Origin of the sequence: Bacillus sp. AY2-1, from assembly GCF_008368965.1 — a bacterium.
GTDB classification, from domain to species: domain Bacteria; phylum Bacillota; class Bacilli; order Bacillales; family Bacillaceae_G; genus Bacillus_A; species Bacillus_A thuringiensis_S.
This window is the reverse complement of the sequence record NZ_QPEL01000018.1, coordinates 1-21,353: the sequence shown is the minus strand read 5'-3', so window position 1 is coordinate 21,353 and position 21,353 is coordinate 1. Positions and strand designations below refer to the sequence as shown.

The window sequence follows — 21,353 nt, the reverse complement described above, 5'->3', positions numbered from 1 at the left end:
TTCAGTTTTCAAAGAACTAAAAGCGGGTCGAACCGCATCGACCTCTCGACCAGAGCTTGGAAGGCTCTCGCTGTACCACTAAGCTACACCCGCGTGGTCGGGAAGACAGGATTTGAACCTGCGACCCCCTGGTCCCAAACCAGGTGCTCTACCAAGCTGAGCCACTTCCCGTAATAAGCGCGCCCGAGAGGAGTCGAACCCCTAACCTCTTGATCCGTAGTCAAACGCTCTATCCAATTGAGCTACGGGCGCATATGGTCCAGGGCGGGGGTCGACGCTGCACGGTGGTCACCCAATTATCTTATCATACTACATTTTCAAATGCAAGTACTTTTTTAAGATTTTTTTGATGCGGCCGAGAGGACTTGAACCTCCACGGGGTTTCCCCCACTAGGCCCTCAACCTAGCGCGTCTGCCGTTCCGCCACGACCGCGCGGAAAAAACAAAAAAGTGAGCCATGAAGGATTCGAACCTTCGACCCTCTGATTAAAAGTCAGATGCTCTACCAACTGAGCTAATGGCTCGTAAATGGCTGGGCTAGCTGGATTCGAACCAGCGCATGACGGAGTCAAAGTCCGTTGCCTTACCGCTTGGCTATAGCCCACTGAAAAAATATCTTATTTTCAAAGACAAATGTTATCGTACCATAATGTCCAATAAAAAACAACTGCCAATTAGCAGAAGTTAAAATGGCGGTCCCGACCGGGGTCGAACCGGCGATCTCCTGCGTGACAGGCAGGCATGTTAACCACTACACCACGGGACCATTTGGTTGCGGGGACAGGATTTGAACCTGCGACCTTCGGGTTATGAGCCCGACGAGCTACCGTACTGCTCCACCCCGCGATGATACTATTCATATAAAATTCATATGGTGGAGGATGACGGGATCGAACCGCCGACCCCCTGCTTGTAAGGCAGGTGCTCTCCCAGCTGAGCTAATCCTCCGAAGTGGTGACCCGTACGGGATTCGAACCCGTGTTACCGCCGTGAAAGGGCGGTGTCTTAACCACTTGACCAACGGGCCAATATGTATGGCAGAGAAGAAGGGATTCGAACCCTCGCACCGCGTTAGCGATCTACTCCCTTAGCAGGGGAGCCCCTTGAGCCACTTGGGTACTTCTCTGTATGGCTCCGCAGGTAGGACTCGAACCTACGACCGATCGGTTAACAGCCGATAGCTCTACCACTGAGCTACTGCGGAATAATGAAGACAATTTGTATCTTATAAAATTTCTTTCTGTAAGTCAAGAAGTTTTTAACAACATCTTGTTCAAACGTGACATGTTTATAATATACTGGATTGCGTTTTTACTGTCAAGATGTTTTCGATATCGGTTTGAGTTTCCCTTTACACTTTCCGCAGACATATCTTTTTGTATTTATTTGACGCCTTCTTACATATTGAAGTAAACACTCCATACATTCATACTTATAAATCTTTTTTTCCTTCTCTTCATTAATCATTCGTTTACAAAAACGAGGTGCATCAACTTTCTTTAACAACTCACGAAAATCTCTGTCCCTGTGCTTATACCCTCTTCCTGTAATATGCAAGTGATAATGACACAGTTCATGTTTGATGATTCCGATTAATTCCTCCTTACCATACATTTCGTAATATCGATAATTCAGTTCAACATTGTGACTCTTCAACAGATAACGCCCGCCAGTTGTACGCAACCTACTATTGAACTTTACTTTATGTAAAAATGGCATTCCGAAGTATTGTAGCGATACTTCTTCCACTAGCCGTTGAATTTCTTTCTCGTCCATTCTCATTCCTCCTAAACAAAAAAATATTTTTACACTTTTCACGCTTCTTATACATATATTAAATAGTACATATACCCATCCTCATTCAAGACGCGTGGTTTCTAAAAACACAACATGAATAGAAATCCACTCACCAACCTCTCATTAATAGTACTTTAGATTTTTGAGAGTAGGATTAAACAAGGAGGGATTCCTATGCCTACGTGGCTAAAAAAACAGATGCAACGTGCATATTTCGAAAAAAACCGGTATCAAATTAAATTGCTAAATGAATGCTGGTTTTATTATAGCAAAATACATCAAAACTCATGATCCATTACACTTTTTATTCTATAAAAAAAGAGCAGTTTTATCTGCTCTCTTCTCTTACTATTCAATCGGCAACATAGATAGTGCAACGCGTCCTTTTTTTGTATCAATATCATCTACCCATACTTTTACAATTTGTCCTACTGATACAACATCTAACGGATGCTTTACAAACTGTTTGCTAAGCTTAGAAATATGCACTAAACCATCTTGCTTTACGCCAACATCAACAAAAGCACCAAAATCAACAACGTTACGCACTGTTCCTTCTAGTTCCATACCACGTTTTAAATCTTCTAATTTCAAAATCCCTTTTTTCAGAAGTGGTTTAGGCAACTCATCCCTCATATCTCGTTCTGGACTAATGAGTGCATCTATAATATCAACTAACGTCGGCTCCCCAACTCCCGTTTCTTGAGACAACTTAGAAATCTCTACTTCTTCCAATCTCTTTTGTAATTGCGGTTGTCCTACGTCATCTATCGATAACCCTAAACTCTTCAATAACAATTCAACATTTTTATATTGTTCAGGATGAATACCTGTCCGATCTAATGGATTCGCTCCTTCTAATATACGCAAGAAACCTATACATTGTTCGTACGTCTTTGCACCTAAACGTGGGATTTTCTTTAATTCCGTGCGCTTTGTGAATTTCCCATCCTCTTCTCTCTTTGCCACAATATTTTTCGCAACAGTTTTCGATAAACCTGAAACATATTGTAACAATGCAACCGAAGCCGTATTTACATTAACCCCAACTTGGTTAACAGCTGTCTCTACTACAAATGTTAATGACTCATTCAATCTCTTTTGAGATACATCATGTTGGTATTGTCCAACTCCAACTGATTTAGGATCAATTTTCACAAGTTCAGCCAGTGGATCTTGCAGACGTCTTCCAATAGAAACAGCACTTCTCTCTTCAACTTGTAAATTTGGGAATTCTTCACGAGCTAAATCAGAAGCTGAATATACACTAGCACCCGCTTCATTTACAATAATATAAAAGACTTCCTGTTTCACACTTTGCAATACATCTACTATAAATTCCTCTGTTTCTCTAGATGCTGTCCCATTACCAATTGCAATCATTTCAACTTGATATTTATCTATAATAGAAAGAACTTTCGTTTTTGCGTCATCATATTTACGAACAGGCGGATGCGGATAAATAACATCAATATGTAGTACTTTCCCCGTATCATCTACTACAGATAATTTACAACCAGTTCTATATGCCGGGTCTACCGCTAGCACGACTTTCCCTTTCATCGGAGGTTGTAATAATAAGTTACGTAAGTTCTCAGAGAAAATATGTATCGCTTGTTCTTCAGCTGTTTCTGTTAATTCTTTACGAATTTCTCTTTCAATTGAAGATTGAATTAATCGTTTATAACCATCTTCAATCGCTAATTGTACATAATGCGCACTTTTAGAATCGTTATCACGAATTACTTTCTTATTTAAGAAATTTAATATCTCATCTACTGGTGGGACAACAGAAACTCTCAATATATCTTCTTTCTCACCGCGATTCATTGCTAATACACGATGTGGTACTACTTTTTGCAATGGTTCTTCATAACTGTAATACATTTCATATATATTCTTTTCATCTTTTTCTTCACCTTTTACAGACGAAGACATAATACCTTTTCTAAAAGTAATATTTCGAATCCAACTACGATACGTAGCTTCATCTGAAATCATTTCTGCAATAATGTCTTGTGCACCTTGTAAAGCTTCTTCTGCAGATTGCACTTCTTTCTCTGCATTAATAAATTCCACTGCCTTTTTAGCCGGATCTTCTTTCTTATATAACAATAACCATTCAGCTAACGGTTCTAACCCTTTTTCTTTTGCAATCGTTGCTTTCGTGCTTCTTTTCTCTTTATATGGACGATATAAATCTTCTACTTCCTGCAACTTTGTAGCTTTAACAATTTGCAGCCTTAGCTCTCCTGTCAGTTTTCCCTTCTCACCAATAAGACGAATAACTTCTTCCTTCCTATCTTCAAGTTGCATCATATATTGCCATCTCTCTAAAATCGCACGAATTTGCACCTCATCTAAAGAGCCTGTCCATTCTTTTCGGTAACGAGCAATAAATGGAACTGTGTTACCTTCTTCTGTTAATTGAATAACATGACGAACTTGCTTTTCGCTAAAGCCTAATTCTTTCACTAACATTTTCATTAACGCTTGTCGATTATCTACCATTTCCATATACAACCGTAACCTCCTCTATAATAAAAAAAGTTGCCCTTCAAAGAGAGCAACTTAAACTGCCGATTTAAAAATCTATTAGTCCTAAACTAATTTGTAACGCTTCATCTACACGACTCATCATCACTTCATCTAAATGAGTGATTTTGTCCGTTAAGCGTTGCTTATCGATTGTTCGAATCTGCTCAAGTAAAATAACAGAATCTCTCTCAAAACCATACTTTTTCGCATCAATTTCCACATGAGTGGGTAATTTCGCTTTTTGAATCTGTGCAGTAATAGCCGCTACAATCACCGTTGGACTAAAACGATTTCCGATGTCATTTTGAATGACAAGAACCGGACGAACGCCTCCTTGCTCAGAACCAACAACTGGGGAAAGGTCTGCAAAATACACGTCGCCGCGTTTTACAATCAAAATATTACCCCCCGCTAACTAAGCGTTCTACTGTATGAGCTGCTTCATACTCCGCTAAGAAAGCTTCAGATGCAATACCAAGATTAATTTTTCCCATTTCAATATACCCACGTCGCATTGATTCATGTTGGTAGCGTTTCTTCGTCTTATGTTGACGCAATAACAATTGTGTTGCCTGGCAAATTAGTTCATGGCGATTCTTATTCTCTTGTTTTCCAATTCCGTCCAATTCCGTTACCATTTGCTTTGGCAACCGAACCACGATTTCAGTAGTTACACTTGATTCGGACACAAAAATACACCTCCACCGTCAACTACACACCCAAATATATATATATGACACCTATTGTAATAATACCATTGTATGGAGCCTGTTGCAAAGACTTCCTTATTCCTTGCTTATGTTTTCCAATTCACAAACAAAACATTCATCTTCTTAAATTTTTTATCTCATAACTAACTAAAAACAATAGAACTCCTCTTCAAAACTTACGTGTAACTTATATAAAAAATGATTATAAGTAAAAAGCTTCTCATCAAAAAGAGCTTATTATCCAGCAATGAACAGTCACTCCAATGACAAGAAGCAATCATGCTACCTTCTATATATTGTTCAAGTAATTAATTATCTCTACAACCTTACCATTCCGTATAAATATTCTTGGCACACGGAAACTGATCGTTGCAATAATTTCATAATTAATAGTCCCTGAATATTCCGCAACCTCTGTAGCGCTAATATACTCATCTCCCTGCCTTCCAATAAGCGTAACTTTCGTACCAAGCGGCACTTCACAAGGAAGATGAATCATGAACTGATCCATTGTTACTCGCCCTACAATCGGTACCCTTTTACCATTTATAAGCACTTCAAATCCTTGTAATCTTCTAAGCCATCCATCTGCATAACCAATCGCTACAGTCGCGATCCATTCTTCAGTTTTCGTTCGATAAGTGACGTTATAACTAATTCCATCACCTTTAATCACCTGTTTAATATGAGCTACTTTCGTATGCAGTGATAGCGCCGGTTCTAATTCAAATGGTAAAAAAGGACGTATTTCTACAGAAGGAGATAATCCATACATTGCAATCCCAATTCGCACTGCATTAAATGTAATCCCTTGAAAACGTAACGTGGCAGCACTATTAGCTGTATGGACAAACTTAGGATCCACTCCGAATTCTTTCAACCAACTTAACTGCTCTAAGAACGTGTTATATTGCTTATCAAAATACGAAGTCTCAACCTCATCTGCCGTTGCAAAATGCGTGTATACTCCTTCTAACTCTAAAAACGGTGCACCTTCTAAACTCCTTAAAAATTCTTTCAGCTCTTTTCTTTCACGTATTCCAATTCTCCCCATACCACTATCAAAATTAATATGAAATTTCATTACAGATGAACCATCCCAAAGTTTAATTGCTTCGTCCACCCATTCTTTTTGAAAAACAGTTAGCGCTACATCATTTTCAGCAGCTACATTTACATCACGCGGCGGCGAGGGACCTAACACTAAAATTGGCACAGTAATACCGGCCCTCCGAAGCACTAGAGCTTCATCTAAAAAAGCAACAGCTAACCTTGTTGCACCCGCTTCTAATGCCGTTTTAGCAACCGGTACATAATCGTGCCCATATGCGTTCGCTTTAACTACAGCAAAAATCTCTACATCACTTGGGATGAACTCTTTAATATGTGTAACGTTGTTATAAATGGCATCTAAATCCACTTCCACCCACGTGTCACGATAAAATGGTGCTTCTTCCATAAATACACTTCCTTATACACGATATGCGAAGCTTATTCTTTTATATGCTTCTTTTATGAAATCCACCTTCAAACTAAGAAAAGACGTGGTGCACATATATCACCACGTCTAAGAAGTTTACTTCACCTGCTTCGCTGTAACTGAACGAGCAACCATTAACAGCTCCTTCGGCTCTAAACCTTTAGACACGAGCATATATTCTACTCCGTTATGCGACCACGTTACAGAGTCTTTCGTCAACGCACCAATCGTAAACCCAAGATCAACCGGTTCTCCACTTACACTTACCGCTGATGAAGCCTCTGCAACTTTTGCCTTTTCTTGTATTAAAGTAAAGGATTTCTTATTTCCAGTGTATGTGAGTATCGCACGCTTGCCACTGTCTGTCTTCAACTCTTTTTCATCTTGCAGAGTCATACCTTGTGGTGTATCAAGCGGATACAAAGTAGCAAACGGTTTGTCTTCTTTCGCTGTTGTTTGAACATCTACCTGCGCTCTAGACATATTTTGTTTCGTATCAAATGCACCTTTATCAAATTTCGCATCGAATTTTACCTTAGAGAAATCTACTTTTACAAGAACATTTTGATCATTATCCATTAACTTCACTGAAACTGGAGTCAAATCGCTCTTCTTCAGTGTAATCTCTTGTTTCGGCAACATATTTTGATGTTGATAGTTTGTTTTTGTTTTAAAAATATAATACTTATCTGTTTTCTCGAAAGTAAGGTTTTTCTTATCCTGCAAAATATCTCTTACAAGTGATTCATATAAATAAGCCTGGCTGCTATTTTGCGGCCAATCACTTTGAAAACGGAAGCTCTTATTAAGTGCTGGCGTTAATACAAATACACCTTCTTCATTTCTTAAAATAATTTGGCTCTGATCTTTTTTTGCATTCTTTAAATTCACACGATAAAAAGACGGTTCCTTATGCCAAATTTCTACGTTATACTCCTGAGGCTCATTTCCTGTTTTAATAGATAATTTCGCTTCAGCTTGATAACTTTTCATCCCTTTTACTTTCGCTTCTAAATCTTTCACGACATCATCTTGTTTCTTTTCCACACAACCCGCCAATACAAAAACGGTCAACAAACCGACAAGAACTAAAAACAGACGCCTTTTCATCACTTCAGCCCCTTTGCCCCTATAAATGAATGGAAGATGTACCTTCCTTATCGCTACCTCAAATATATGAGACAAAGATATAAAATATGCAGACTAGCGTGACGAGCTTTCTAAAACAACTTGAGCAACAGCAAATTCCTTACTATGACTAATTGATAAATGAACAACATACTCTGTACTTGTAATCAGAATCGGCTTACCTCTTTCATCATTTTTCACTTCAATATCTAAAAAGCTCACTTCTTTCCCGATACCAGTACCTACAGCTTTTGAATATGCCTCTTTCGCTGCAAATCTTCCAGCTACAAACTCTGTAAGGCGACTTCCTTTCAGCTCCATAGCAACATTACGTTCATTTTCCGTTAAAATACGTTCCATAAATTTAAGCTTTCCATCTAGCATTTTTTCAATACGATTTAATTCAATAATATCGATTCCAATCCCTATAATCATTTCAAAATCCCCTTCTTCTATTTAACTTTCTTCTTTCATATTGATAAGAATAACAGAGAATCTTTCTGATGCAAAAGGGGTGATAGTAACCGTATGCTAATAAGATCCACTCAGATTTCTTTACAATCGACTATTCTCACCTTACTTCTTATTCACTTAGTCCTGATGATATTAGGCGACTTTTTCCTCTTCCCACTGGCAGCCTCTAATGAATATATCGCTAAAGGAGAATGGTGGCGTGTCATAACTTCCCTTCTGGTACACGTAGACTTACAACATTTTCTTTCTAATAGTATTTTTTTGTTTGCACTTGGTTCTTCTATCGAAAAGCAACTCGGACACTTTTCTTTTTTTATTCTATTTTTTATTTCTGGAATTTCTGGAAATATTTCTTCTTATATTATTATGCCACCTGAATATATTCACGCAGGTGCATCAGGTGGGATTTTCGGACTATTAGGCGCACAATTATTTTTATTGTACAATCGTTACCGCTCTTCACAACCAAAAGAAATTGCCATTTTCTCAATTATGATACTTCTATTACTGCTATTTACTTTCTTTAACCCTTCCGCCAATCCGATCAGTCATTTAACAGGTTTAATAACCGGCGGCATTTTAACTCCTTTTTTAACCAAAAAAAACGATGGTGCAAAGCTTATTTAATATAAAAGCTTGCACCATCGATAATTTCTACATCTACCTGTTCGCTTAAATCCCTCATTAATTGAAATAAAGACTCATCCTTCATCTTCGCCTCAATCATACAATCAATTTGCGGAACACTTCCCTTTATCCTTCTTAAAAAAGATAAAAATGCGTCTACATTAATATAATCTGCATGAGCTCTTGGATCTTTTCCCTCTCTAGGGCTAGAGATATGCATTTTAACTGGCAACAAAGATGTTTCCCACGTATGAACAACACGTGCCCAATCTTCATACCAATCTTCTTGCTCATTATTCATCATATGGTGATGCAAATCAAACACGACGGGAATATCTAATTTTTCTCCTAAATATAATGTTTCCTCTAACGTAAAAGTTGTATCATCATTTTCTAATATAATCATTTCTTGAATACCCCTTGGGACATTAGACCAATTCTCTATAAAACGCTCTAATGCAAGTTCTTTATCTTTATACCCTCCTCCAACATGTAGTACACATCGTTGCTTATGTTCAATCCCCATGCCTTTTAATAATTTTTTGTGCATCTGCAATGTCTTTACAGATTGTTTGAAAACACTCTCCTCAGGTGAATTTAGTACAACAAAATGATCTGGATGAAAATCAATTCGCATATTCATATGAATTGCATATTCACCTAATTCTTTCAATTTTTCTTTTAAAGGACGAATATAGTTCCACTCTAACAATTCCTCATGATTCGCTAAAGGAATGAGCTTAGAACTAAGCCGAAAGAAAGATATGTCATGTCCCTTATTATGCTTTAATAAACGCAAACAATTTTCCAAATTGGAATTAGCAATTCTTTCAAGTTTACGAATTGCAGCATCACGATCATCTATTTTCTGAAACTGTGCGTACGTCATCGTTTGAGATGGGGATGCATTCTTCAAATGCACACTCATCGCAACGTAACCAAGCCTTACAAGCATATAACAGCCCCTTTTCTATCATAACTACTATGTAGTATGCACAATTACAGAAATAAAAAAAGAGAATGCCCGCAAAGGGCATTCTCTTTTTTTATTAAGCTTGTGGACGGCTATGATGTTTTCTTTCGCCGCGTCCATTTGAAGATCCTGGGCGACCTTGACCTTCACCTCTACGACCACGACTACCACCATCACGATTACGATCACGGTTTCCATCACGATTGCGATCACGGTTTCCGTCACGATTACGTCCATCACGGTTACGACCATCGCCACCACCGCGTCCATCACGACTACGATTACGGTTACCATCACGGTATCCGCCTCCGTTACCGCCACGTTTTTTAGAACCGCCACCTCTTGAAACAACTGGTGGTTCTGATGTTAAAGCAATCGGAGTTGTATCCGGCTCTTTAGTCATCATTTTTAAAGCAGCAGCTACTACTGTTACAGAGTCATTCTCTTCTAACATTTCTTCTGCAATACGCTTGTAGTATGATAAGTTCTCATTTTGAATCGTGCTTTGAAGTTTTTCAGCGATTAAACGTTGTTGACCTTCTAATGCCTCATCAAGTGTCGGTGCTTCCATGCGATCAACTTTACGTTTTGTTGTACGCTCGATATTTTTTAATTGTCCTGATTCACGTGGTGTTACAAATAACATTGCAATACCTTTTTTACCTGCACGGCCAGTACGACCGATACGGTGAACGTATGATTCTGGATCTTGTGGGATATCGAAGTTGTATACGTGTGTTACGCCTGAAATATCAAGACCACGTGCAGCAACGTCTGTTGCAACAAGAACTTCAATAGCACCTTCTTTAAATTTACGTAATACAGACATACGTTTCGCCTGTGTTAAGTCACCATGAATACCTTCTGCTGCATAACCACGTAAGTTTAATGCTTCTGATAATTCATCAACACGACGCTTTGTACGACCGAATACGATCGCAAGCTCTGGAGATTGAATATCTAGTAAGCGTGTTAACACGTCAAACTTTTTCTTTTCTTGCACTTCTAAATAGAACTGCTGAATGTTTGGCATTGTTACTTCTTTTGCTTTTACTTTAATGTGTTGAGGCTCAGTCATGAAACGCTCAGCAATACGACGGATTGGATCTGGCATTGTCGCTGAGAATAATAATGTTTGATGTGTTTCTGGCACATCTGTTAAAATCGCTTCAATATCTTCAATGAAGCCCATGTTTAACATTTCATCCGCTTCATCAAGAACAACAGTCTCTACGTTTTGTAAGCGAAGTGTTTTACGGTTAATATGATCTAAAATACGACCCGGCGTACCAACAATAATGTGTGGGTGTTTTTTTAGAGCACGAATTTGGCGGTTAATATCTTGACCACCATAAATTGGTAGAATACGAACACGTTTATGTTTACCAATTTTGTATAGCTCTTCTCCAACTTGAATTGCTAATTCACGCGTTGGCGCGATAACAATACCTTGAACTGCTTCTTTATTTGTATCCACTTTATCTAATAGTGGTAATCCGAATGCTGCTGTTTTCCCTGTACCTGTTTGCGCTTGCCCAATAATATCCTTACCTTGCAATGCATGTGGAATTGTTTCAGCTTGAATCGGCGTAGCCTCTTCAAAGCCCATACTTTCAACCGATTGCAGTAAAGACTCACTTAATCCTAATTCTCGAAATGTTGTCAATGTTACTTCTCCTTTTCTATCCTATACTTATCATTTAAAAAAAGGCGTTTTCCGAATTTGCGGAAAAGCCCTTTTCCTGAATGCTCACGTATATAACCGGGCGTATATTCTTCACGAAAATACTTCTAAACGTTATTACACTTTATCAATTATAAGTTTTGTATGTGTAAAAAGCAAACCCAACTGTTACCTTATTTTATATTAAGGGCCTTTTTCTTTACTTTTATTTTTTTATCATTTACTGTAAGCGCTTATTATAAGTTTCTTCTATTTTCGTGACTATCATCCCTATTTATATACACCAATTATTTCAACATCGTAATTACTTCTTCTAATTTCATACCGCGAGATGCTTTTATTAATACAACATCTTTGGCATCGACTACCGCTTGTAAATCTCTTACTAACTCTTCTTTATTATCATACGCCTTTACACGTTCATTAGGGAAATTAATTTTCGCTCCTTCAGCAATTTGAGCTCCTAATCTACCGTATGTGAATACATGTGCGATTTTTGCTGGATCGATTAATTTACCTACCTCATAATGGAACTGCACTTCTTGATTTCCAAGTTCTAACATATCACCGAGCACAACGATTTTTTTAGTAAATCCATCTAAACCATTCATTAAATGGAATGCTGCCTCCATAGCCGTCGGACTTGCATTATAAGCATCGTTGATAATTGTTAATCCACTATCCGTTTTTACAATCTCCATACGCATGCCCGTCATTTGAAGTGTTACTAAACCTTGTTTCATTTCTTCCCACGTCACCCCAAAATGTGTCGCAATTGCCATTGAAGCAAGTGTATTGTACACATTATGTTTTCCTAACACCGGTAGGTAGAATGAAATATTTTCATCTCTATTCATTTTAAAATGTGTCCCAGTTGCCTGTAATGTTACAGTTGTTGGATAGTAATCGTTGGCTCTTGCATCACCAAACGTAACTGTTTCTGCTGCTAAATTCATTTCAGGAACACGATTCGTTAATAACGGCTCATCTCCATTATATACGAACACGCCACCTTCTTGTAACCCTGTAACAATTTCTAATTTCGCTTTAGCAATTGCCTCACGAGATCCTAAATCCATTAAATGTGCCTCACCAATATTCGTAATGATAGCTGCATTAGGACGAGCTAACTTAGATAAAAATTCAATCTCTCCTCGGCTTGACATACCCATTTCTAATACAGCTACTTCTGTATTTTCTTCTAAGTTTAAAATAGTGAGAGGTAACCCAATATGGTTATTGAAATTTCCTTCTGTTTTTTGAACTTTGAACTTAGTCGCGAGAATACTTGTCACAATATCTTTCGTGGATGTTTTACCGTTACTACCTGTCACACCAACAACTTTAACATCCAATTGATCGCGATAGTTTTTCGCTAACATTTGCAGTGCAGATAGCGTATCTTCTACAAAAATAACCGGAAGATTCTCGGGTGGATTTGCTACATCTTTCATCCATAATGTAGCTACAGCTCCATTTTCAACTGCTTTATCTACAAAAGCATGTCCATCGAAACGCTCCCCTTGAATCGGAACATATAAGTTTCCTTTTTCAATTTTTCTCGTATCAATAGACACGCCTTGAATAATAGTTCCCTCATATTGCTCTGCTAATCCAGTACCATTTACCATCTGTTCTACTTGCTTTAACATTCGCTTTATCATATAGAAACGCTCCTTACATAGAGGAAGCACTATTCCTACGAATAGTGCTTCCTCCTTTTTTTGTTAGATTGTATATTTAATTTTTTGTTTTTCTTCGTGACGTTCAATCGCTAAACGAATTAGCTCTTCGATTAACTCTGGATACGGTAACCCAGTATGTTGCCATAATAGAGGGAACATACTAAACGGTGTAAATCCTGGCATAGTGTTTACTTCGTTAATATACACTTCTCCGTCTTTCGTTAAGAAGAAATCAGCTCGCGTTAAGCCTGCACCATCTAATGATTGGAACGCAATAATTGCATCACGCTTAATCACATCAGATTCTTCTTCTGTCATTTCAGCTGGAATAATTAACGCCGTATCACCATCGATATATTTCGACTTATAATCATAGAAGTCCTTTTTCGGAACGATTTCACCTACAACTGAACATTTCGGCTCATCATTACCTAGTACCCCCACTTCTACTTCACGACCTACAATATTTTCTTCTACAATAATTTTGCGATCAAATTGGAATGCCTCTACAAATGCATTCTCAAGTTCTTCACGATTTTTACACTTATTAATACCAACACTTGAACCAAGGTTTGCTGGTTTTACGAAACAAGGATATCCTAACTTATCTTCTACTTTAGAATAAGCTTCCTCACGATCTTTTTCCCATGCACTGCGAATGAAAGACGCATATTTTGCTTGTTTTAAACCAGCCTCTGCAAAGATGTTTTTCATAACAACTTTATCCATACCAGCAGATGATGCTAGAACACCATTTCCTACATAAGGAATATTCATCAATTCTAATAGTCCTTGAACCGTTCCATCTTCACCGTTTGGTCCATGTAGTAATGGGAAAATAACGTCAATAGCGTTTTCCTCAGAAGCTGCAGATGGAATAATCTCTGTACTTAATGATAACGGAGAAATCGCATTTTCTGCACTACTCATTTTTAAAGCTTCAACATCTGTTACTTCGCCTTCAATACGCTCACCACGTACCCATTGACCTTGTTCTGTAATATAAATTGGATGAATCTCGAATTTATCTTGATTTAACGCTTTAATAGCAGCAAGAGCCGTCTGTAACGAAACTTGATGCTCAGCTGATTTTCCACCATATAATAAACCTAATTTAATTTTTGTCACTGAAATCACCCTAACCAATTGTTTTCATTTTTCTATTTTAGCACTTTTTATAAAAATAGGTAGTTCCTATTTGAAATAAAATGTAACTTCCACAAATAATTAAATGACACCACTTATTGGTTTTCTACACTTTTTCTATTCCACTACTATACAAAGGTGAATTTTAAAATGAAATGGTAATCCTATCTAGTTATGTACCTAAAATATGTAGAAATCCCCTTTTTTGTGTATGTCACCTATTTACTAAGAAGATTGTTTGGTTAGTGTATCTTTTTGCCTTTGCTCAACAAGGCGATCTAAAGAAATATATACAATACCTGCAACTACACATCCTACAGCTAAAATTGTAAATAGAAAGTGGCCAAGTAATCGATCTAATAAAAAGCCTCCCAAAAGTGGACCAAATGCGCTTCCTGTAATCCACTGCAAACTTGCAGCGCCCATATAAGTCCCTCTCAAATGCTCAGGTGCCAAGTTTGCTACAAATGTCATTTGTACAGGCGACATAATCATCTCACCTAACGTATATATAGCATAAACGAACAGTAGTGTTATTAAAATAACTGTAGCATTTGTATTAAACTCTCCAAACCACTTCGGTAACCACCCTATAAAAAATAATCCAATCCCGAACAAACATGCACCATATAACATCGTCTTCCCGACTGGTTTATCCGTAGCCCATTTTGAAATTTGAAATTGGAATAAAACAACTAATAGTCCGTTTAACGCCATTAAATATGGATATGGATTATTCGTTCCAAAAATACGCTTCATTTCGTTATCAAAATGTAGTGGCAACATGCCTTCTGTTTGAGAAAACCCCATCGAAATGATAATACCTGCTAATAAGTAAATCATTAATACCTTATCTCGCATTACAATTTTCCAAACTGCCCCAGATTCCTTTTCTTTATGTTCTTCCTTATCTGTCCTCTTTGGCATCGTCTCTTGAATAAGAAGTAATACAAGTAACGCATAAAATAGCATTGTAGAAGAGGCAATAATAAACACAAGATTCTTTGACAACACAACTACTGATGCTCCCATTATCGGACCAATCGCAGCACCTATATTGTGTCCCATTCGTAATAAACCATATGCCTCTGTTCTTTTTTCTGGTGCCGTTACATCTGCGACCATAGCTGATGCAGCTGGATGAAATAAAGAATTACTCAATCCTAAAAAAATAGATAAAATTGCATATGGAATAAATCCTTCTATAAATAGAAAACCGAGCATTAATAATGCATTACTTGCCATAGAAAATATCATAATCGGTTTTCTTCCATATATGTCAGCAATTCTTCCTCCTATAAGTGATCCAAAGCTTGCAGCAATTGGAGAAAGCGCCATAATAACCCCAACTTCCAACAACGAATCTACCTTATCTTTTAAATATAATGCAAAAAAAGGCATTAACATCATCATTGCAATTCCATTTAACGTCTCTCCAATAAATCGAATCCATACGTTACGGTCCATCTCCCTTAACTCACGCCACGTATTTTTCATCATTTCACCCCTTTAGTTAGCCAACAATTATCTTATAATAAGTTCAGAAAAATGTAAATTTTCAAATAAAAAAATCCATTCTAACAGAATTAGAATGGATTTTTTTCGCTTATAAATTCGCAACATCTTCTTCTTTTTTACTATTATTTAAAGCACTATGTTTTCGGCTATATAAGAAGTAAACCGCTATACCAATAACCATCCATATCCCAAAACTAATCCATGCTGTCCCCGATAATTGAAGCATTAAGTATAAACAGAAAATCACTGTTAACGCTGGTAAAAACGGTACAAGCGGAGCCTTAAATGCCCTTGGTAAGTCTGGATGGGTTCTTCTCATTACAATTACCGCAACAGCTACGAGTGCAAATGCTGACAATGTCCCCATGTTTACAAGATGTGCTAAAACATTTAAATCTATTAATCCTGAAATCAGTGCCGCAATAATTCCCGTTGTCCATGTATTTAAAAATGGCGTTTTAAATTTCGGATGAACTTTAGCAAGACGCTTCGGCAGTAAACCATCTCGGCTCATCGCATAAGAAACACGAACTTGCCCATACATCATAACTAGCATTACTGTTGTAATTCCTGTAATTGCTCCTACTGAAATTACTCCAGCTAAGCCATCTTGTCCAATAAATTGAAGTGCAAAAGCAACTGGATCTGATATATTTAACTGTCCGTATGGAACAATTCCTGTCAAAATAAGCGAAACAACGATATAAAGAACTGTACAAATTAATAACGATGCAATAATACCAATTGGTAAATCACGTTGCGGACGTTTCACTTCTTCTGCCGCTGTTGAAACTGCATCAAATCCTATAAATGCGAAGAATACTGTAGCCGCTCCAGCCATTACACCATCTAAACCAAACGGCATAAAAGGCGTCCAGTTTTCAGGTTTCACATAATTAAAACCAGCAAAGATAAAAATAAGAACAACTGCTATTTTAATAAATACCATAATGTTATTTACTCGTGCACTTTCACGAACACCCCTAGATAAAAGAACTGTCATCACTAAAATAATTAGAACTGCAGGTAGATCAATTATTCCACCCTTCCCTGTACCAGGAGCCGAGGAGAGAATAGTCGGAATGTGAATTCCAAACCCCTTTAATAAAGATTGAAAATATGCAGACCAACCGTTTGCTACAGCAGATGTAGCAAGTAAATATTCAAGCATTAGATCCCAGCCAATTAAAAATGCGAATACTTCTCCCATCGTCGCGTATGTATACGTATACACACTGCCCGATACAGGAACTGAAGAAGCAAATTCAGCATAACAAAATGCAGCAAAGGCACAAGCTAGCGCGGCAATCGCAAATGATAATATAATAGCTGGCCCAGAATGTTTCGCTGCCACAACACCCGTTAGAACAAAAATACCAGTTCCAACAATTGCTCCGATTCCAAGCATAGTTAAATCTAGCGCGCCCAATGTTCTTGCTAACGTTTTTTGCTTACTTTCTTGCATTAACTTTGCAATTGGCTTCTTTTGAAAAATTTGCTTCATCTTTCACTCCTCCAAGTTTTAAATTTTCTGAAAATTTTTAATTCGCTTTTTTATTTTACTCATTACGCTTTTCCTAGTCAATACTTTTGTCGAAACAAGTAGAAATTCTTCTGAATATGCACTATCCTTATCATTCTTTCTATATATCTTTCGACAACTCTTTTTGGTATTATTATACATGTCGATTCCACAAAAAAAGGCATGCTCCCTTATTGAGAGCATGCTTTTTTTACTTATTTCACAGTATATGAACCTTGTTCAATCCAGCTATACATATACTTTTCATCTTCTGTTTCATGTGCTTGTTTTACAATACGAAGCGGACGGAATGTGTCTATCATAACAGCTAATTCAAGTGTCTCTTTCTTCCCTATACTTGCCTCTGTTTTCCCCGGATGCGGCCCATGGGGAATCCCGCTCGGATGAAGTGTAATAGAACCTTCTTCCACACCTTTGCGACTCATAAAGTTTCCTTCTACATAGTAAAGAACTTCATCACTATTAACATTACTATGATAATATGGTGCCGGAATTGACTCTGGATGATAATCGTATAAACGTGGTACGAAAGAGCAAATAACAAAATTATGCCCTTCAAATGTTTGATGTACTGGCGGCGGCTGATGAATGCGCCCTGTAATTGGTTCAAAATCCTCTACATTAAATACCCACGGATACAAATAGCCATCCCATCCAACAACATCTAACGGGTGGTGTCCTAAAACATGTTTGTGCATATAACCTCTTGATTTTGTCATTACGACAAAATCGCCTTTTTCATCATAGGTCTCTAATTTTTCTGGACCACGAAGATCTCTTTCACAAAACGGACTATGCTCTAACAATTGTCCGTATTCATTTCGATAACGACGCGGCGTTGTAATTTGGCTATTCGCCTCTACAACAAGAAACTTAGTCTCTCCTTCATCTGGAATAACACGATAAATCGTTCCAATTGGGATCGTTACATAGTCGCCTTTTCTATAGTGAATCGTTCCAAACATCGTTTCAATTTTCCCTGTTCCATAATGAACAAATAACATTTCGTCGCCATCACCATTACGATAGAAATAATCCATTTTTTCTGTTGGGCTCACTACTCCAATTAACAAATCTTCATTTCCAAGTATGAAATTTCGTCCACTTATTGCATCACCACTTTTTTTATTTTCTTTCGTTCGGAAGTGGCGATGAGAAAGAGCAACATCCTCTTCATACTGCAACTGACAAGAATGCGATAATGCAGAATGACCTACTTCTGTTGGCATATAGTGATGATACAAAATAGACTGCGTACCAGAAAAACCTTTTGTTCCCATTACCTGTTCACGATAAAGCGATCCATCTTTTTTACGAAATTGTACATGTCGTTTATGAGGTAGTTCTCCCATGTGACGATAAAACATGCCCATCACTCGCTTCCTTTTCTTTTTTGATCGTATTACGTAGTGTACCTAAACCAGTAATCGACAGCTCTACAACATCTCCATCTTGTAGCCACTCTTCTGTACCAAGTTCTAAAATACAGCCTGTTCCTACTGTCCCAGAACCAATCACATCTCCTGGATATAACGTAACGTCCTCTGAAGCACGTTCAATCATTTCAGCAAATGTATAGTAAATATCTTGGAAGTTTCCCTTTGATAATAGTTTTCCATTTACATGAGCAGTCATTTCTAAATCATATCGATCTCCATTACGATAAACATCTAATTCCTCTTTCGTAACAAGATGTGCTCCTAACGAAGTTGCAAAGTCCTTTCCTTTCGCTGGACCGAGACCTACTTTCATTTCTGTTGCTTGTAAGTCTCTCGCACTCCAGTCGTTCATAATACAATAACCAAAAATATATTCCTCTGCTTGCTCACGAGAAATATTTCGCCCTTCTTTTCCTATTACGCAAGCGATCTCCAACTCGTAATCAAGCTTTTTAGACTTTTTCGGACCAATTACAAAATCACCGGAACCAATTACAGCACGATGATTAGTAAAATAAAAAACCGGAATATCGTACCATTCAGGCACAACATCTAGTCCTCTTCGTCCGCGAGCTGTTTTTACATGTTGTTCAAATGCGTAAAAATCTCGAATACTACTCGGATTAGGAAGAGCAGCTGTCAATTGTACTTCTTCTAAAGCATATATACCCTTATTTGGATTCTTAACATTCCTCACTACTTCTACATACTCATCAGCTTTCTCTAAAAAAGCCATCATAGAAGAAGGGATTCTCCCTTCACTAGCAAGATTCATATCTATTACTTTGTCACCTTCAAGCCATCCAGCCCGTATTTCTTTTGAAGGAAGACGAAATGTAACAAATTTCATCCTGATTCCTCCTTATAAAAATGAAATTTCCACCAGCAAAGGGACTTTTGCTGGTGGATATAAATCTTATAAGTTTCCGCGACGCTCTTGTTCTCTTTCAATTGATTCGAATAACGCTTTAAAGTTTCCTTCACCAAATCCACGAGAACCTTTACGTTGAATGATTTCAATAAATAAAGTCGGGCGATCTACAATTGGTTTCGTAAAGATTTGTAGTAAGTAACCTTCATCATCACGATCTACTAAGATCTTTAATTCTTTTAGCTTATCAATTTCTTCATCGATTTTTCCAACTCGTGCAGTTAACTCATCATAATAAGTATCAGGTGTATCTAAAAACTCCACCCCATTTGCACGAAGCGCTTCAACTGTTTTAACAATATCACTTGTTAATAAAGCAAGATGCTGTACACCAGCTCCATTATAGAATTCTAGATACTCTTGAATTTGTGACTTTCTCTTTCCGTCTGCTGGTTCGTTAATCGGAAACTTAATACGGCTTCCATTCGTCATAACTTTCGACATTAACGCCGAATACTCTGTACTAATATCGTCATCATCAAAATGAATCATTTGTTTAAAGCCCATGACATTCTCGTAATAACTAACCCACTCTTCCATTTTTTCAACATTACCAACTACATGATCGACAGCAATTAAACCAGACTCTTCAAATGGAATATTAAACTCTACCTTTTGGAATCCTGGCATAAATGCCCCTTTATAATTTTTACGCTCTACAAGCGTATGAATTGTATCACCATACGTACCAATAACTGCTTTTTTCAATGTACCGTCCTCATCTGTTAATTCCTCTGGTGGAGCAATTGCGACGGCACCACGTTTCACTGCTTCTGAGTATGCTTTATCAACATCATCAACAAGTAGTGCCACATCCTTCACGCCATCACCATGAGTCTTTACAAACTCTGCAATACGATTTTCACTACTTAAAGCTCCAGACACAACGAAACGCATATTTTTTTGCACAAGAACATAAGATACCTTTTCACGGTTTCCAGTTTCTAATCCAGAGTAAGCCACAATTTTGAATCCGAATGCTCTCGCAAGATAATAACTCGATTGCTTTGCATTCCCTACGTAAAATTCCAAATGATCTACATCACGTACTGGAAAAAAGTCCTCCATTTGTGCAGCTAGCGTATCCATAGATTTTTGTTTCATAATATCTTCATCCCCCTGTAAATAGATTAAATGGTCCATACTTAAAACCAACCGAAAACGCTTCCAACATAAATAAATAGAAATTAGTTAGCAAGCTAACAAATTCTGACCTTTAAAATTTTCTATCTTTTCTGTCAAATTCCTCTTTTTTTCTTACATATAAAATTCGACTTTTTTCTCTTTGAAATAAAGTGAAACTTTAATCAGTGGATTTTTGATTATTCGTTGAATCAAGTTGCAACCGCAGCGTCTAATTAGCCATGGATACTAAATAATGAGGTAACTTTAATACTTGAAGGTATATAAGAAGAAAATAAAAAAGACTCCAACATATTAACTACTTACTAATACTTTCATTCTCTTCTTTTTCTTTTGTTACAAAGTTATCTATATTATACTAATACACTTGATAGAAATACGATTAATGCTGTTAATACTACCGCTCCACTTGCTGATCCTACGAAGTCACCTTTTGTTACTTGTAATACTTGCTCTTTCATATCTTTCATTCTCCCTTCTTTTTCTTTTGTTACAAAGTTTCTATTATACTAATACGCTTGATAGAAATACGATTAA

19 protein-coding genes and 11 tRNA genes are annotated in these 21,353 nt (G+C 37.4%); 2 read left to right on the top strand and 28 right to left on the bottom strand.

Annotated elements, in window-relative coordinates; translation table 11 throughout:
* Positions 1–94 precede the first annotated feature (94 nt).
* The 12 genes from DN403_RS05620 to DN403_RS05565 form a co-directional block, all read right to left on the bottom strand.
* A tRNA-Pro gene (locus tag DN403_RS05620) sits at positions 95–171 on the bottom strand.
* 7 nt (positions 172–178) lie between these two features.
* Positions 179–252, bottom strand: a tRNA-Arg gene (locus DN403_RS05615).
* Between the two features lie 98 nt (positions 253–350).
* Positions 351–433, bottom strand: a tRNA-Leu gene (locus DN403_RS05610).
* A gap of 18 nt (positions 434–451) precedes the next feature.
* Positions 452–524, bottom strand: a tRNA-Lys gene (locus DN403_RS05605).
* A gap of 5 nt (positions 525–529) precedes the next feature.
* Positions 530–604, bottom strand: a tRNA-Gln gene (locus tag DN403_RS05600).
* 86 nt (positions 605–690) lie between these two features.
* Positions 691–766 (bottom strand) — tRNA-Asp (locus DN403_RS05595).
* A gap of 3 nt (positions 767–769) precedes the next feature.
* Positions 770–846: transfer RNA gene (locus DN403_RS05590), tRNA-Met, on the bottom strand.
* Positions 847–872: 26 nt separating this feature from the next.
* Positions 873–948 (bottom strand) — tRNA-Val (locus DN403_RS05585).
* Positions 949–952: 4 nt separating this feature from the next.
* A tRNA-Glu gene (locus DN403_RS05580) sits at positions 953–1,027 on the bottom strand.
* An 8-nt stretch (positions 1,028–1,035) separates the two neighbouring features.
* Positions 1,036–1,126: transfer RNA gene (locus tag DN403_RS05575), tRNA-Ser, on the bottom strand.
* A 3-nt stretch (positions 1,127–1,129) separates the two neighbouring features.
* Positions 1,130–1,204: transfer RNA gene (locus DN403_RS05570), tRNA-Asn, on the bottom strand.
* A gap of 113 nt (positions 1,205–1,317) precedes the next feature.
* Positions 1,318–1,776, bottom strand: coding sequence for a SprT family protein (locus tag DN403_RS05565; protein ID WP_000343552.1), 459 nt, complete (start codon positions 1,774–1,776; stop codon positions 1,318–1,320).
* A gap of 195 nt (positions 1,777–1,971) precedes the next feature.
* Here DN403_RS05565 and cmpA point away from each other — a divergent pair, with 195 nt between their 5' ends.
* Complete coding sequence (gene cmpA, locus DN403_RS05560; protein WP_001143640.1) at positions 1,972–2,088, top strand: cortex morphogenetic protein CmpA; 117 nt, start codon at positions 1,972–1,974, stop codon at positions 2,086–2,088.
* A 57-nt stretch (positions 2,089–2,145) separates the two neighbouring features.
* Here cmpA and DN403_RS05555 read toward each other — a convergent pair whose 3' ends face one another.
* The 6 genes from DN403_RS05555 to acpS form a co-directional block, all read right to left on the bottom strand.
* Positions 2,146–4,314, bottom strand: a complete 2,169-nt coding sequence (locus tag DN403_RS05555; protein WP_149185341.1) for a Tex family protein — start codon at positions 4,312–4,314, stop codon at positions 2,146–2,148.
* Between the two features lie 67 nt (positions 4,315–4,381).
* Positions 4,382–4,732 carry a type II toxin-antitoxin system endoribonuclease NdoA gene (ndoA, locus tag DN403_RS05550; protein WP_000635965.1) on the bottom strand — a complete coding sequence of 117 codons (351 nt, stop codon included), beginning with the start codon at positions 4,730–4,732 and terminating at the stop codon, positions 4,382–4,384.
* A gap of 4 nt (positions 4,733–4,736) precedes the next feature.
* Positions 4,737–5,024 (bottom strand): antitoxin EndoAI, encoded by a 288-nt coding sequence (locus DN403_RS05545; RefSeq protein ID WP_000004570.1) that lies wholly within the window; start codon positions 5,022–5,024, stop codon positions 4,737–4,739.
* Between the two features lie 310 nt (positions 5,025–5,334).
* Positions 5,335–6,504, bottom strand: a complete 1,170-nt coding sequence (gene alr, locus DN403_RS05540; protein WP_000390595.1) for an alanine racemase — start codon at positions 6,502–6,504, stop codon at positions 5,335–5,337.
* 117 nt (positions 6,505–6,621) lie between these two features.
* On the bottom strand, positions 6,622–7,572 hold the full coding sequence (locus DN403_RS05535) for a LolA family protein (RefSeq protein ID WP_002084009.1): 951 nt from the start codon (positions 7,570–7,572) through the stop codon (positions 6,622–6,624).
* A 156-nt stretch (positions 7,573–7,728) separates the two neighbouring features.
* Complete coding sequence (acpS, locus tag DN403_RS05530; RefSeq protein ID WP_000583418.1) at positions 7,729–8,088, bottom strand: holo-ACP synthase; 360 nt, start codon at positions 8,086–8,088, stop codon at positions 7,729–7,731.
* A 93-nt stretch (positions 8,089–8,181) separates the two neighbouring features.
* On the opposite strand from acpS, the gene DN403_RS05525 reads away from it, so the two are divergent.
* Positions 8,182–8,754 (top strand): rhomboid family intramembrane serine protease, encoded by a 573-nt coding sequence (locus tag DN403_RS05525; protein ID WP_000908529.1) that lies wholly within the window; start codon positions 8,182–8,184, stop codon positions 8,752–8,754.
* Here the strand turns inward: DN403_RS05525 and uvsE are convergent.
* The 10 genes from uvsE to DN403_RS05475 all read right to left on the bottom strand — a co-directional run bounded on the left by uvsE (position 8,747) and on the right by DN403_RS05475 (position 21,286).
* Entirely contained in the window at positions 8,747–9,709 is a 963-nt protein-coding gene (gene uvsE, locus DN403_RS05520; protein WP_000961146.1) for a UV DNA damage repair endonuclease UvsE, read from the bottom strand. The two genes, DN403_RS05525 and uvsE, sit on opposite strands and share 8 nt — an antisense overlap.
* A 94-nt stretch (positions 9,710–9,803) precedes the next feature.
* The gene (gene cshA / locus DN403_RS05515; RefSeq protein ID WP_000206602.1) at positions 9,804–11,393 is read right to left on the bottom strand and encodes a degradosome RNA helicase CshA; all 1,590 of its coding nucleotides are present in this window, start codon (positions 11,391–11,393) and stop codon (positions 9,804–9,806) included.
* A 305-nt stretch (positions 11,394–11,698) separates the two neighbouring features.
* The gene (gene murF, locus DN403_RS05510; RefSeq protein WP_149185340.1) at positions 11,699–13,075 is read right to left on the bottom strand and encodes a UDP-N-acetylmuramoyl-tripeptide--D-alanyl-D-alanine ligase; all 1,377 of its coding nucleotides are present in this window, start codon (positions 13,073–13,075) and stop codon (positions 11,699–11,701) included.
* Between the two features lie 63 nt (positions 13,076–13,138).
* Positions 13,139–14,224, bottom strand: a complete 1,086-nt coding sequence (locus DN403_RS05505) for a D-alanine--D-alanine ligase (RefSeq protein WP_000161432.1) — start codon at positions 14,222–14,224, stop codon at positions 13,139–13,141.
* A 243-nt stretch (positions 14,225–14,467) separates the two neighbouring features.
* Positions 14,468–15,739, bottom strand: coding sequence for an MDR family MFS transporter (locus tag DN403_RS05500; protein WP_000799722.1), 1,272 nt, complete (start codon positions 15,737–15,739; stop codon positions 14,468–14,470).
* Positions 15,740–15,848: 109 nt separating this feature from the next.
* On the bottom strand, positions 15,849–17,264 hold the full coding sequence (bcaP, locus tag DN403_RS05495) for a branched-chain amino acid transporter BcaP (protein ID WP_000809361.1): 1,416 nt from the start codon (positions 17,262–17,264) through the stop codon (positions 15,849–15,851).
* Between the two features lie 233 nt (positions 17,265–17,497).
* Positions 17,498–18,670: a homogentisate 1,2-dioxygenase gene (locus tag DN403_RS05490; RefSeq protein WP_012614724.1), complete on the bottom strand. Its 1,173-nt coding sequence runs from the start codon at positions 18,668–18,670 to the stop codon at positions 17,498–17,500.
* Positions 18,636–19,592 carry a fumarylacetoacetate hydrolase family protein gene (locus tag DN403_RS05485; protein ID WP_000673996.1) on the bottom strand — a complete coding sequence of 319 codons (957 nt, stop codon included), beginning with the start codon at positions 19,590–19,592 and terminating at the stop codon, positions 18,636–18,638. Before DN403_RS05485 ends, DN403_RS05490 begins: the two co-directional genes overlap by 35 nt.
* A gap of 66 nt (positions 19,593–19,658) precedes the next feature.
* Positions 19,659–20,777, bottom strand: coding sequence for a 4-hydroxyphenylpyruvate dioxygenase (hppD, locus tag DN403_RS05480; protein WP_000810920.1), 1,119 nt, complete (start codon positions 20,775–20,777; stop codon positions 19,659–19,661).
* A gap of 392 nt (positions 20,778–21,169) precedes the next feature.
* Positions 21,170–21,286, bottom strand: a complete 117-nt coding sequence (locus DN403_RS05475) for a DUF3948 family protein (RefSeq protein WP_000654250.1) — start codon at positions 21,284–21,286, stop codon at positions 21,170–21,172.
* Between the last annotated feature and the right edge of the window lie 67 nt (positions 21,287–21,353).